At 64.8% G+C, this 13,341-nt stretch carries 12 protein-coding genes; 10 read left to right on the top strand and 2 right to left on the bottom strand.

Going from position 1 to position 13,341, the window contains the following annotated elements:
- Positions 1-44: 44 nt before the first annotated feature.
- Both N536_RS0117820 and N536_RS0117815 read left to right on the top strand, forming a co-directional pair.
- Positions 45-1,667, top strand: coding sequence for an NAD(P)/FAD-dependent oxidoreductase (locus tag N536_RS0117820; RefSeq protein ID WP_036436907.1), 1,623 nt, complete (start codon positions 45-47; stop codon positions 1,665-1,667).
- Complete coding sequence (locus N536_RS0117815) at positions 1,667-2,467, top strand: mycofactocin-coupled SDR family oxidoreductase (RefSeq protein ID WP_029114843.1); 801 nt, start codon at positions 1,667-1,669, stop codon at positions 2,465-2,467. Before N536_RS0117820 ends, N536_RS0117815 begins: the two co-directional genes overlap by 1 nt.
- Before the next feature lie 16 nt (positions 2,468-2,483).
- Here N536_RS0117815 and N536_RS0117810 read toward each other — a convergent pair whose 3' ends face one another.
- Positions 2,484-3,323: an alpha/beta fold hydrolase gene (locus N536_RS0117810; protein WP_081809273.1), complete on the bottom strand. Its 840-nt coding sequence runs from the start codon at positions 3,321-3,323 to the stop codon at positions 2,484-2,486.
- A gap of 214 nt (positions 3,324-3,537) precedes the next feature.
- Here N536_RS0117810 and N536_RS0117805 point away from each other — a divergent pair, with 214 nt between their 5' ends.
- The 8 genes from N536_RS0117805 (at position 3,538) to N536_RS0117770 (ending at position 12,710) form a co-directional block, all read left to right on the top strand.
- Positions 3,538-4,308 carry an ABC transporter permease gene (locus N536_RS0117805; protein WP_036436819.1) on the top strand — a complete coding sequence of 257 codons (771 nt, stop codon included), beginning with the start codon at positions 3,538-3,540 and terminating at the stop codon, positions 4,306-4,308.
- 82 nt (positions 4,309-4,390) lie between these two features.
- Positions 4,391-5,167: an ABC transporter permease gene (locus tag N536_RS0117800; protein WP_369798443.1), complete on the top strand. Its 777-nt coding sequence runs from the start codon at positions 4,391-4,393 to the stop codon at positions 5,165-5,167.
- A 51-nt stretch (positions 5,168-5,218) separates the two neighbouring features.
- Positions 5,219-6,367 carry an MCE family protein gene (locus tag N536_RS0117795; protein WP_051574608.1) on the top strand — a complete coding sequence of 383 codons (1,149 nt, stop codon included), beginning with the start codon at positions 5,219-5,221 and terminating at the stop codon, positions 6,365-6,367.
- Entirely contained in the window at positions 6,364-7,389 is a 1,026-nt protein-coding gene (locus N536_RS0117790; RefSeq protein WP_029114838.1) for an MCE family protein, read from the top strand. Before N536_RS0117795 ends, N536_RS0117790 begins: the two co-directional genes overlap by 4 nt.
- Positions 7,389-8,471 (top strand): MCE family protein, encoded by a 1,083-nt coding sequence (locus N536_RS0117785; RefSeq protein ID WP_029114837.1) that lies wholly within the window; start codon positions 7,389-7,391, stop codon positions 8,469-8,471. The genes N536_RS0117790 and N536_RS0117785 overlap by 1 nt, the downstream gene beginning before the upstream one ends.
- On the top strand, positions 8,468-9,937 hold the full coding sequence (locus tag N536_RS0117780; RefSeq protein WP_029114836.1) for an MCE family protein: 1,470 nt from the start codon (positions 8,468-8,470) through the stop codon (positions 9,935-9,937). Before N536_RS0117785 ends, N536_RS0117780 begins: the two co-directional genes overlap by 4 nt.
- Positions 9,934-11,166 (top strand): MCE family protein, encoded by a 1,233-nt coding sequence (locus N536_RS0117775; protein ID WP_029114835.1) that lies wholly within the window; start codon positions 9,934-9,936, stop codon positions 11,164-11,166. The genes N536_RS0117780 and N536_RS0117775 overlap by 4 nt, the downstream gene beginning before the upstream one ends.
- On the top strand, positions 11,166-12,710 hold the full coding sequence (locus tag N536_RS0117770) for an MCE family protein (RefSeq protein WP_029114834.1): 1,545 nt from the start codon (positions 11,166-11,168) through the stop codon (positions 12,708-12,710). The genes N536_RS0117775 and N536_RS0117770 overlap by 1 nt, the downstream gene beginning before the upstream one ends.
- 31 nt (positions 12,711-12,741) lie before the next feature.
- Here N536_RS0117770 and N536_RS0117765 read toward each other — a convergent pair whose 3' ends face one another.
- Positions 12,742-13,251, bottom strand: coding sequence for a hypothetical protein (locus N536_RS0117765; protein WP_029114833.1), 510 nt, complete (start codon positions 13,249-13,251; stop codon positions 12,742-12,744).
- Positions 13,252-13,341: the final 90 nt, after the last annotated feature.

The raw sequence follows: 13,341 nt of genomic DNA, 5'->3' as shown, positions 1-13,341 counted from the left end.
TTGACCGGGAATCCCACGATGGTGCGAGGGGTGGCAGCCCTAACCTGCTCAGCGTGAGTAGCGCCGCGCAGAAGCAAGTCGATGTCGTCGTGGTTGGTGCCGGTTTCGGTGGCCTGTACGCGCTGCACAAGCTGCGTTCCCAGGGACTGTCGGTACGGGTGTTCGAAGCTGCTCCGGACGTCGGTGGCACCTGGTACTTCAACCGCTACCCAGGCGCGCGCTGCGACGTCGAAAGCGTCGACTACTGCTACTCCTTCTCCGCCGACCTGCAGCAGGAGTGGACCTGGACCGAGAAGTACGCCACCCAGGCCGAAATCCTCCGCTACGTCAACTGGGTCGCCGACAAGCTGGACCTACGCACCGGCATCACGTTCAACGCGCGGGTCACCTCCGCCGTCCTGGACGAGGACACCTTGCGCTGGACCGTGACCACCGATGCGGGCGAGGTGATCGATACCCGGTTCTGCGTGATGGCTACGGGCCCACTGTCCGCCGCGATGACCCCGAACTTCGACGGCCTCGACACCTTCGCCGGGGAAGTGCACCACACCGCGCACTGGCCGCACGACGGCGTGGACTTCACTGGCAAGCGGATCGCGGTGATCGGCACCGGATCGTCAGGCATCCAATCCATCCCGGTCATCGCGGAGCAGGCCGCCCACCTCTACGTCTTTCAACGCACGCCCAACTACAGCGTCCCCGCAGGCAACCGAACGCTGACGCCGGAGGACGTTGCCGACATCAAGGCCAACTACGACGAGCGCCGTCGGTTGTCCTGGCGCAGCGGCGGCGGGTCGCCGCACATCACCGCCGCCAAACCGACCATGGAGCACACGCCCGAAGAACGTCGAGCCGCGTTCGAAAGACGATGGCAGCTGGGCGGTGTGCTGTTCTCCAAGACATTCCCCGATCAGATGATCGACCCGACGGCCAACGAAGAGGCCAAGAAGTTCTACGTGGAGAAGATCCGCGCCATTGTCGACGACCCGGAGGTCGTCGAACTGCTGATACCCGACGACCATCCCATCGGGACCAAGCGAATCTGCACCGACAGCCACTACTTCGAGACCTTCAACAAACCCACCGTCACCCTGGTCAGCGTGCGCAAGACCCCGATCGTCTCCATCGACGCGGGAGGAATCAACACCACGGAGGCCCACTACGACCTCGACATGATCGTGCTCGCAACGGGTTTCGACGCGATGACCGGCACCTTGGCCAAGATCGACATCGTCGGACGCGGGGGAGAGGTGCTCCGTGACGACTGGCGGGACGGTCCGCGGACCTATCTCGGCCTGGGCATCGACGGGTTCCCCAACCTGTTCGTGGTATCCGGGCCAGGCGCGCCCGCCGTCCTGACCAATATGGTGTTGCACGCCGAGGCGCACGTGAACTGGATCGCCGCCGCCATCGCCCATATGGACGAGCACGGCCACTCGGCCATCGAGGCCACCCCGGAGGCTGTGGAGTCTTGGATCGCCGAATGCTCCCAACGTGCCGAGGCGACGCTGTTCACCAAGGCCAACTCCTGGTACATGGGTGCCAACGTGCCCGGTAAGCCACGGGGATTCATGTTGTTCATCGGCGGTTTTGCCGTCTACAACGACATCTGCGACGAGGTTGCCGCCGCCGGTTACAAGGGTTTCAGCCTGATCAAGGCCTCGTGATGTCGGGTCTGATCGACAAGGTCGCGGTGGTCACCGGTGCGAGCCGTGGGACTGGCCGCACGCACTGCGAGCGGTTCGCCGAAGAGGGTGCCGACGTCATCGCGCTCGACGTACCCGATGCCGCGGAAGCCTTGCGCGACACCGCTGCCGCCGTCGAGAAGTGCGGCCGGCGGTGCGTCATCGGTCTTGCCGACGTGCGCGATGTCGACGCACTGAGCATCGCGATCGGTACCGGCGTGGCGGAGCTCGGCAGGCTCGACGTCGTGGTGGCCAATGCCGGCGTCCATGCCGCCGGGGCACCCACCTGGGAGCTGACCGAGGAGGACTGGCAGTCCACCATCGGCATCAACCTGACCGGCGTGTGGCACACAGTGAAGGCGTCCGCCGGCCTCATGGGCGCGGATGGCGGTTCGATCGTCATCATCAGTTCCACCAACGGTTTACGCGGCACTGCCAACAGTGCGCACTACACCGCAAGCAAGCACGCGGTAGTGGGCCTGGCTCGTACGCTGGCCAACGAACTCGGGCCCCGCGGCATCCGGGTCAACACCGTACATCCCGGTGCGGTCGGCACCGCCATGGTGCTCAACGAGGCGACATTCAGGCGGCTGCGACCCGATCTGGACGCTCCGACGGCTGACGATGCCGCGCAGGTGCTGCGGGCACGGAACCTTCTCCCAGTGCCGTGGGTCGAGCCCGTCGATGTCGCGAACGCGGTGATCTTCCTGGCCTCGGACGAAGCCCGCTACATCACCGGAACTCAACTCGTCGTCGACGCCGGCCTGACCCAGAAGACCTGATCGCAATCCTGACGCGTCAGCGCGTCAGGAACGCCAGCACCGTGCTCTCGAATGCCTGCTTCGCCTCGATCATCGCCCAATGCCCGCAGTTGGGGAACACGTGCAGTTCGGCATTGGGGATGGTGCGCATCGGGATCAACGCCATGTCCAGCGGGCTGACGCGATCGTCGCGACCCCACGTGAGCAGGGTCGGGGCAGCCACCTTGTGCATCTGTGCCCACGGCATGGGCACGTCGGCGGCCTTCATCGCGGACATCATCTGCGCGAAGGCTGCCTTGCCGTACATCCGTCGGGCGGCCGCCAATGTCTCCGGATCGGTCGCGAGCGTCCAACGCTCGTCGATCAACTCATCGGTGACCAACGACTCGTCGTAGACCATCGAGCGCAACCAGTCGACCAACCGTTGCCGGGTGGGGTCCTCGGTGAACTCCTGCAGGAGCCGGATGCCCTCGCTGGGTCCGGGGCTGAACACGTTCGTGCCGATGCCGCCGATCGTGACCAACCTGCCGATGCGGTCGCGATGGTTGATCGCGAAACTGATGCCGACGCTTCCGCCCATCGAGTTGCCCACGATGTCCACGCGATCAACGCCGAGAGCGTCGAGAAACGGCGCCACGGTGCCCTGTGCGGTGATCATCGGGTGGCCACCGAAGTCGTCACTGACGCCGAATCCGGGGAATTCGAGGACGAGACAACGGAACTGCTTCGCAAACGTCGGCACGATGCCCCGGAAGTTCCGCCAGCCGGTGACACCGGGACCGGACCCGTGCAGGAACAGTAGCGGCTGCCCGGTGCCAGTGTCGTAGTAGCGCAGCGCGCCCGCCGGTGTCCGGATCTCACGTAGCTGATCGTCGATCACAGAACCTCCATCGTGTGCGCTAATTGCATGGGCAAGCCTGCCATGGGCGACTTCCGGGCGGGTCGCGTTGTTCCGCTCACCGGGCGAGCTGCCGATCGCGGTGGTCTCCCGTTAAGCGGGACGCTCACTTTGCCGCGGGTCACGTGGCTGCCAGTGTTGCCGATCGAGCGCCACCGACCGTGACGTCCACCCGTCAGTAGGAGGAGCGTTGATGCCCCGAACAGACCTCGCAGGTCCGCTTCGAGCGATCGGTGGACTGTTTGCGATGTCAGCGGACGCAGCGAAGTTCGTGTTCGTCCGGCCGTTTCAGTGGCGGGAGTTCGTCGAGCAGTCGTGGTTCGTGGCGAGGGTGTCGTTAGCGCCGACGTTGTTGGTGGCGATTCCGTTCACGGTGCTGGTGAGCTTCGTCCTGAACATCCTCCTTCGTGAACTCGGCGCGGCCGACTTGAGCGGTGCCGGAGCGGCATTCGGGGCGGTGACGCAGGTCGGCCCGCTCGTCACGGTGTTGATCGTCGCAGGCGCAGGAGCCACGGCGATGTGCGCAGACCTCGGGTCCCGCACCATCCGCGAGGAGATCGATGCCATGGAGGTGCTGGGCATCAACCCGGTCCAACGGCTGGTGACGCCCCGGATGCTCGCCTCGGGTTTAGTCGCGTTGCTGCTGAACGGCCTTGTCTGCATCATCGGCATCCTGGGTGGCTATTTCTTCTCAGTGTTCGTCCAGGACGTCAACCCAGGCGCGTTCGCCGGCGGCATCACCTTGCTGACAGGCGTTCCGGAGGTGATCATCTCATGCGTGAAGGCGGCGCTGTTCGGCCTCATCGCCGGACTGGTCGCGTGCTACCGCGGGCTGACGGTCAGCGGCGGTGGCGCAAAAGCAGTGGGCAACGCGGTGAACGAGACCGTGGTGTACGCCTTCATGGCGCTGTTCGTCGTCAACGTGGTCGTGACCGCCATCGGCATCCGAATGACCGCCCAGTGATCGGCAGCGCGTCGTGACGCTAAAGGTCACCTACCCGCGTCTTGCCAGGGAGCTGAGCCGGCCGGTCGGCACGTTGAGCCGCATGGGCGATCACACCCTGTTCTACGCCAAGGCCCTCGCGGGCACTCCGCACGCCGCCGTTCACTACCGGCGAGAGATCATCCGACTGATCGCCGAAATCAGCATGGGTGCAGGGACATTGGCGATGATCGGTGGCACCGTGGTGATCGTCGGGTTCCTCACCCTGGCCGCCGGCGGCACGCTGGCGGTGCAGGGCTACAGCTCGTTGGGCAACATCGGTATCGAGGCACTGACTGGATTCCTGGCCGCGTTCATCAACGTGCGCATCTCGGCACCCGTCGTCGCCGGCATCGGTCTGGCGGCCACGTTCGGTGCCGGTGTCACCGCGCAACTCGGAGCGATGCGAATCAACGAGGAGATCGACGCCCTGGAGTCGATGGGCATCCGACCCGTCGAATACCTCGTCTCCACGCGGATCGTGGCCGGAATGATCGCGATCGCCCCGTTGTACTCGGTTGCGGTGCTCTTGTCGTTCGTGGCCAGCCGGTTCACAACGGTGGTGCTGTTCGGCCAATCCGGCGGACTGTACGACCACTATTTCGCCACGTTCCTCAACCCGATCGACCTGTTGTGGTCGTTCCTACAGGCGATTCTGATGGCCGTCGCTATCCTCCTGGTGCACACATACTTTGGCTACTTCGCCACCGGTGGGCCTTCGGGCGTGGGTGTCGCGGTCGGCAACGCGGTGCGCACCTCTCTCATCGTCGTCGTGTCAGTGACACTGCTGGTGTCGCTGTCGATCTACGGCGCCAACGGCAACTTCAATCTGTCGGGCTAGGGGAGACAACCGGTGAGTTCGAAGTTCGTGCGCCCCCTGGCGGGATTGTCGATGGTGGTGGTCATCGTGTCGATCGTCGCTCTCGCCGTGGGTATGTTCCGCGGCAGTTTCACCCCAACCGTTCCGGTGACCGTGCTCTCGCCGCGTGCCGGGCTGGTGATGGACCCGGACGCCAAAGTCAAACTGCATGGTGCGGAGGTCGGCAGGGTCGCGTCGATCGAGGCGCTGCCGAACGGACAAGCGGCCCTTCGCCTGGCGATGGATCCCGAACAGCTGCATCTGATTCCGGACAACGTGCTCGTCGACGTCGCATCCACCACGGTGTTCGGCTCGAAGTACGTCCAGCTGGTACCGCCGCCCGATCCGTCGACGCAGCCCCTGCGTGCAGGGCAGGTGCTCGAAGGCGAGCACGTGACCGTCGAGATGAACACGGTGTTTCAGCAACTGGTTTCGGTACTTTCCCAGATCGAACCCGAGAAGCTGAACGAGACACTCGGCGCGTTCGCGCAGGCGCTCAGCGGCCGGGGCGAGAAGATGGGCCAGACACTGGTGGATCTCGACGCGCTTCTCGCAAAGCTCGATCCGAGCCTGCCCAATATGAGCCACGACATCGCCGTCGCGCCACGAGTGCTCAATGCCTACGCCGATGCAGGACAGGATCTCGTCACGACGGTCGACAATTCGACGCGGTTCAGCGACACCCTCGTCGACGAGCAACAGGATCTCGACACCTTGCTGGTCAGCGCAATCGGTTTGGCCGACATCGGAAACGACGTGTTGAGCACCAACAGTCAACCGCTCACCGACGTCCTGCACCTGCTGGTGCCCACCACCGATCTGACCAATCAGTACAGCCAGGCGCTCAACTGTGCCTTGGCGGGTATGGAGCCGCTGGCCATGGGGCCGCCGTCACCGGTCCCAGGCCTGCTGCTGCTCAACTCCGTCCTCCTGGGGACCGAGCGGTACCGCTATCCCGGCAACCTGCCCAAGGTCGCGGCGACCGGTGGGCCCCAGTGTATGGGCCTGCCGGAGGTGGGCTTCGGGAATCGACCGCCCTACGTGGTCACGGACATCGATGCCAATCAGGCGCAGTACGGAAACCAGGGGATCCTGTTGAACTCCGACGCTCTCAAGCAGGCGCTGTTTGGACCGATCGACGGGCCGCCCCGCAACACGTCACAGGTTGGGCAACCGGGATGAGGAGCTGGGCGCCTACGGCGGTCAAGTTCGGTGTCTTCGCGGTGGTGATGGCGCTGTTGACCGCTGCCCTGTTCGCCATCCTCGGCCAGTACCGCACCGGCTCGACGGCAGGCTATTCGGCGGTGTTCACCGACGCCTCGAGCCTCAAGTCCGGTGACTCCGTGCGGGTCGCGGGAATTCGGGTAGGAACGGTGAATCAGGTATCGCTGCAGTCGGACAACACGGTCCTGGTGGACTTCGACGCCGACCGCGACGTCGCCCTGACCACGGGGACCAGAGTTGCGGTGCGTTACCTCGACCTCATCGGCAACCGCTACCTCGACCTACTCGACGAACCGGGCTCGACCAGGATCCAGGCGGCCGGATCACATATCCCGATCGACCGCACCGAACCTGCCTTGGATCTCGATTTGTTGTTGGGCGGACTGAAGCCGGTGATCCAGGGATTGAACCCACAAAACGTCAACGCACTGACCAACTCACTGATTCAGATCCTGCAGGGTCAGAGCGGCAACGTGGAGTCACTGCTTGCCAAGACATCCGGATTCACGAATGAGCTGGCTGACAACGGACAAACGGTGCAGGAGTTGATCGACAACCTGAAAGTCGTGATGGCCACCGTCGCCAAGGACGGCGACCAGTTCTCGGGCGCCGTGGACCGCCTCGAGAAGCTCATCACCGGTCTGTCGCAGGACCGCGACCCCATCGGAGAGGCCATCACCGCGCTCGACAATGGCACCGCTTCGCTGACCGACCTGCTCGTGCAGGCGCGGCCACCACTGGCGGGCACCGTCGACCAACTGAATCGCCTCGCCCCCCTGCTCGACAAGGACAAACCACGCCTTGACCTTTCGCTGCAGAAGGCGCCGGACAACTATCGCAAGCTCGTCCGGCTGGGCGCATACGGCAGCTGGATCAACCAATACCTCTGCGGAGTATCCGTGCGAGTCACCGACCTTCAAGGCCGCACCGCATCCTTTCCGTGGATCAGGCAAGACACCGGAAGGTGCGGAGAGCCCTGATGCTGAAATATCGTGGAACCCAACTCATCCGCGCAGGACTCATCGGGATCGTGCTGATCGTCCTGGTCATCACGATCGGGCTGCAACCGCAAGTGTTGTGGTCGATGGCCTCTTCCATCAGATACCAGGCGCTGTTCACCGAGGCCGGCGGGCTCAGCCCCGGCAACGACGTCAAGGTGTCCGGTGTGAAGATGGGACTGGTCTCCGACGTTGCACTGAGCCACGGCAAGGCCCTGGTGACCTTCGCCCTCGACGGCAAGGTGCGCCTCGGATCGGACACCACCGCGCACATCCGGACGGGAACGGTGCTCGGCGAGCGGATGCTGACCTTGGAGCCCGCGGGAAACGGCACGATGCATCCCAACGACGTCATCCCGGCATCCCGGACGTCGTCTCCCTACTCGCTGACCAACGCGGTCAGCGACTTAACATCGAACACCGCAGGCACCGACACCGCCTCGCTGAACCAATCCCTCGACACACTGTCCGAGATGATCGAGCGGATGGCACCGCAATTGGGGCCGGCCTTCGATGGCCTGACTCGCCTGTCTCAGTCCTTGAACGGCAGGAATGGCTCACTGAGCGAACTGCTCAAGAGCGCAGCCGACGTCACGGGAATCCTGTCACAACGCAGCCAACAGGTGAACACCCTCATCCTCAACGCCAACGACCTGTTGGGTGTCTTGAACGAACGCCGCTACGCAATCGTCAATCTGCTGGCCAACACCTCCGCGCTGTCCCAACAGCTCTCCGGTCTGGTAGCAGACAACGAAAATGAGCTGGCGCCAACCTTGGAGAAACTCAATTCGGTATCGGAGATGCTGGAGCGCAATCGCGACAACATCGCCAAGGCCATCGCAGGACTGGCGAAATATCAGGTGACGCAGGGTGAGTCGGTGAACAACGGGTTCTACTACAACGCCTTCGTCGGCAACCTCATCCCGTCACAGAGCCTCCAGCCGTTCCTCGACTACGCACTCGGGTTCCGGCGAGGAGTCAACGCCGGGCAACCGCCCGACAATGCCGGCCCGCGGGCTGAGTTCCCCTGGCCCCACAACGGCATTCCCGGAGGCTCACGATGATCGGTCAGAAGCACGTCACCAAGCCACTCCTCATCGTGCTGGTAACGCTTCTCGTTGCCGGAACGGCGTTGATGGTGCGACAGTCGTTCTTCGGGCACAGGACCATCACCGCTTACTTCACGTCGGCCACCGCCATCTACCCCGGTGACGAGGTACGCGTGTCCGGAGTCAGAGTGGGCACCATCGAGTCCATCGAACCGCAAGGCTCCCAAGCGAAGATGACGCTCGCCGTCGATCACGGCGTGTCCGTTCCGGCGGACGCGAAAGCGGTCATCGTGGCCCAGAACCTCGTCGCGGCACGGTACGTGCAACTCGCACCGGCCTACGAAGACAAGGGACCAACCATGCCGGACGGGGCGGTGATCGGTGTGGAGCGCACCGCAGTGCCCGTGGAATGGGATCAGGTCAAGGCGCAACTCATGCGGCTGGCGACCGATCTCGGGCCCACCAGCGGCGTTTCGGCCACCTCGCTGGGCCGCTTCATCGAAAGCGCGGCCAACGCCATGGACGGCAACGGGGACAAGCTGCGGGCGACGATCGCACAGCTGTCCGGGATGGGCCGCATCCTCGCCGATGGCAGCGGCAACATCGTCGACATCGTCAAGAACCTCCAGATCTTCGTGGCGGCCCTGCGTGACAGCAACACCCAGATCGTGCAGTTTCAGGACCGCCTCGCGACCGTGACGAGTGTCGTCGGCGACAGCAGGTCCGATCTGGACGCCGCGCTCACGGACTTGTCGAGCGCGGTCGGCGAGGTGAAGCGATTCATCGCCGGAAGCAGGAACCAGACCGCCGAGCAGCTGCAGCGACTGACCGCCGTGACACAGAACTTGGCCGACAACCGCATCGTGCTCGAGAACGCGCTGCACGTTGCACCCAACGCGATCGGGAACGGCTACAACATCTACGACCCCGACACCGGCACGGCTCGCGGCGCACTTGCGCTCGGGAACTTCGCCGATCCGGTGTCGATGGTCTGCTCGGCGATCGGAGCCGTGAAGAACGCCACCGCGCCCGAAACCGCCAAGCTGTGTGCGCAATACCTCGGTCCCGCACTGCGTCTGATCAACTTCAACTACCTGCCCATGCCGTTCAACGCCTACCTGCGCAAGTCGCCGAGCCCGGAGAATCTCGTCTACTCGGATCCCAACCTGGCGCCGGGCGGCACCGGTGGCCGTCCGCAACCGCTGGAAATCCCTCCCGCCGTGTCCGCGTACACCGGGGCGGCGGACAACCCCTATCCAGTGCCGGTCGACGTCCCGCCGCCGTTCCCGCCGGGGCCATCGGCTCCGGATCACCTGCCCGCCGCTCCGTCACCCGCGTTTTACCCCGGCGCGCCCATCCCACCCGGCGTGCCCGACGCGACACCGCCCGTCCAGACGCAGGCCACATTGCAAGACATGCTGCTGCCTGCCGAAGCGCAGCCATCGCCGGTGCAGCCACCGCCCACGGGAGGGACACCATGACCGGACGTAGTCCGATGCGCCGCCTGGCGGTCATCACGTCGTGTGTCGTCCTGACCGCAACCGGATGCACGTTCGACGGTCTGAACTCGCTACCGCTGCCCGGCACGGCGGGACGCGGATCGGACGCAACGACGTACCACGTCGAGATCACCAATGTCGGTACACTGGAGTCGAATTCGCCGGTGATGATCAGTGACGTCGTGGTCGGCAGCGTAGGCAAGATGACGGTGCGGAACTGGCACGCCGACGTCGAAATCTCCGTGCGGCCCGGTGTCGTCGTGCCGGCGAACGCGGTGGCCACGATTGGGCAGACCAGCCTGCTTGGCTCGATGCACGTGGCTCTCGATCCGCCGCTGGGCGAGCCGCCCAGTGGCAGGCTCGCGCCGGGCGCCACCATCGGACTGGACCGCTCATCCACCTATCCCTCGACCGAGCAGACGTTGTCCTCGCTGTCGGTAGTCATCAACGGGGGAGGGCTGGGGAAGGTCGGCGACATCGTTAGTGAGTTCAACGCCGCGCTGAACGGTCGCGAGGACAAGATCCGCGACCTTCTGGTTCGTCTCAACGACTTCGTCGGCATGCTCGACGCGCAGCGGGACGACATCAACGCATCCATCACGGCGTTGAACCGGTTGGCCACCACCCTTGCCGGGCAGAACGACGTCATCACCCAAGCGCTGAAACGGATTCCGCCAGCACTCGACGTACTGAACAGGGAGCGCCCACGCATCACCACCGCGTTGGAGAAGTTCCGCGTCTTCAGCAACACGGCCACGGGGCTGGTCAACGCGACTCAGGCCGATCTGGTGCGCAACCTCGAGAACCTGGAGCCGACAGTGCGGGCCCTTGCGGACGTCGGACCGAATCTCGGCACGGTGCTCGCCTACCTGCCCACGTTCCCGTACCCGCAGAACTTCATCGACCGCGCTATCAGAGGCGACTACTTGAACCAGTTCATGGTCTTCGACTTGACGGTCCCCCGACTCAAGAGGGGCCTGTTCCTGGGCACCCGGTGGGGTCAAGAGGGCGCCCCGCTGGTGCCGGCACCGGGGGATCCCTTGTACAGCACATACACCAAAGACCCGTTGAATGCCCCCACCACGGCGCCACCGCCCGCAGTAGCGACGATGCCGCCCCTGGTGGACCAATCGTCGGCACAGATGCCGGCCGACCCGGCGGTAGAACCGCCTGCGGCCGACTCCGCACCTGCTGAGGGAGGCGGCAACTGATGCTGACACGATTCGTACGAATCCAGCTCGCCGTCTTCGCGATCGTGTCGGTGCTCGGGATGGCTCTGATGATCGTCGTCTACCTGCAGGCGCCCACAATGCTGGGTATCGGCCGCATGACGGTGAAGTTGGACCTGCCTGGCACAGGCGGGCTGTACCAATTCTCCAACGTGACCTACCGCGGCGTTCAGGTCGGCAGGGTGACCGAGGTGTACCCGACGCGCGACGGTGCCGAGGCGACGCTGTCGTTGGACACGTCCCCGAAGATCCCCGCGGACCTTCGGGCCGCCGTGCTCAGCGTCTCCGCGGTCGGCGAGCAATACGTGGACCTGCAGCCGCAGGGCGAATTGGGCCCCTACCTCGAGGACGGCTCGGTGATCCCCGCCGACCGCACCTCGATCCCACAGGCGGTCGGCCCCATGCTCGATCAGGTCAGCGCGCTCGTCGGCAGCTTGCCCAAGGAGAAGATCAGTGGCCTTCTCGACGAATCGTTCAAGGCCTTCAACGGATCCGGCTACGACTTTGGCTCATTGCTCGACTCGTCGTCGCGACTCATCGGCGACATGAACTCCGTGGCTGACCAGTCGCGGACCCTTGTCGACGACAGCGGCCCACTGCTCGACGGTCAGGCGGAGTCCGCCGACGCGATTCGGACGTGGGCCCGCAGCCTTGCCGGAATCAGCGAGCAGCTCGTCACCAACGACCCGCAGATACGGACCTTGCTGCACAACGCGCCGGGCTCCGCCGACGAGGCGTCACGCCTGCTCAATCAGGTAAAACCAACGCTGCCCGTGCTGCTGGCGAACCTCACGACCCTCGGTCAGGTCGGCATCACCTATCACGCTTCGCTGGAGCAACTTCTGGTGTTACTGCCACCCGTCGTCGCCTCCACCCAGTCCTACGGGGCTCCGAAGAACAACCCGACGGGCATGGCGCTGGGCGACTTCACCCTCGCGATGAATGACCCGCCGGCATGTACGGTCGGCTTCCTACCGCCGAACATGTGGCGATCGCCCGAGGACACCACGACCATCGATACCCCGGACGGCCTGTACTGCAAGCTGCCACAGGATTCGCCCATCGGGGTCCGTGGTGCCCGCAACTACCCGTGCATGGGCAAGCCCGGCAAGCGCGCACCGACGGTCGAAATCTGTGACAGCGACCAGCCGTTCGAGCCGTTGGCGATGCGCCAGCACGTGCTCGGGCCCTACCCGATCGACCCGAACCTCATCGCGCAGGGAATCCCGCCAGACGGTCGCGCCGGACCGGACTCCAACATCTATGGACCGGTCGAAGGAACACCGATGCCAGCGGCGGAACTCCCGCCGCCAGCCCCTGCGCCGCCCGAGGGCACGGACGCTGGTGCCCCCGCCGCAGCGCCGAGCGCGTTCGCGCCCACTGAATCCGGCGGCCCGTCGGTCGCGATCGCCACCTACAATCCGAAGACTGGTCAGTACGCCACACCCGACGGCAACGTGTACCGGCAGACCGACCTGGTGAATCCTGGTGGAGCGCAGTCGTGGAAGGACATGTTCCCGACCTGAACTCAGCGGGGTCGAGTTAGAACGGGTTGGGTCAGCCGGTCTTGACGAGCTTGAACGGCATGCTGATGAACAGCGTCTTGCTGGAGCCGCACGAGCCGCTGGTTCCCGCGGTCCGATCCTCGCCGACCAGGGTCGTCGACGTCGGATCGCTCTTCGTGCCGTCGGGCGTGGTGGCAGAGAACCTGAAGACCTGGAGGCCGGGCGCCGCGGTCCCGTCCGGGCACGGCTGCCAGTTGTCGACGACGTGTTTGACGTACCACACGCCGCTCTTCTGGTAGATGGGCGCCGTCCAATCCCAGGTGCTGCTCACCGTGCCCGTGCATTCGCCTGGATAGCTGCACGTCGTCGTGATGCTCCACGTGCTCCGCAGGCTCGCCTCGTCGTGGTAGATCTCGTTGGTCTTCGCCCACTCGCCGTTCGACGTCGCGGTGTAGGTGCCATTGAGACCCCAGTCTTCAGAGGCCGACGCCGGCGACGCAGCCACCATAGCGGGCGCGAAGACCAAAGCAGCGGCACCCGTCATTGCACCCAGTACACGCATCGTCTTCTCCTCAACCCGCCGCGACGGTGCGGCTGGGGATCATCGTCTCAGCGTCGAGGCTGCGCCCCCTCCGAGTTCCCACTGAGCGGT

The organism is Mycobacterium sp. URHB0044, from assembly GCF_000620625.1.
GTDB lineage: Bacteria > Actinomycetota > Actinomycetes > Mycobacteriales > Mycobacteriaceae > Mycobacterium.
Note: the sequence above shows the minus strand (reverse complement) of the source record. Positions and strands in the feature narration are given on the sequence as shown.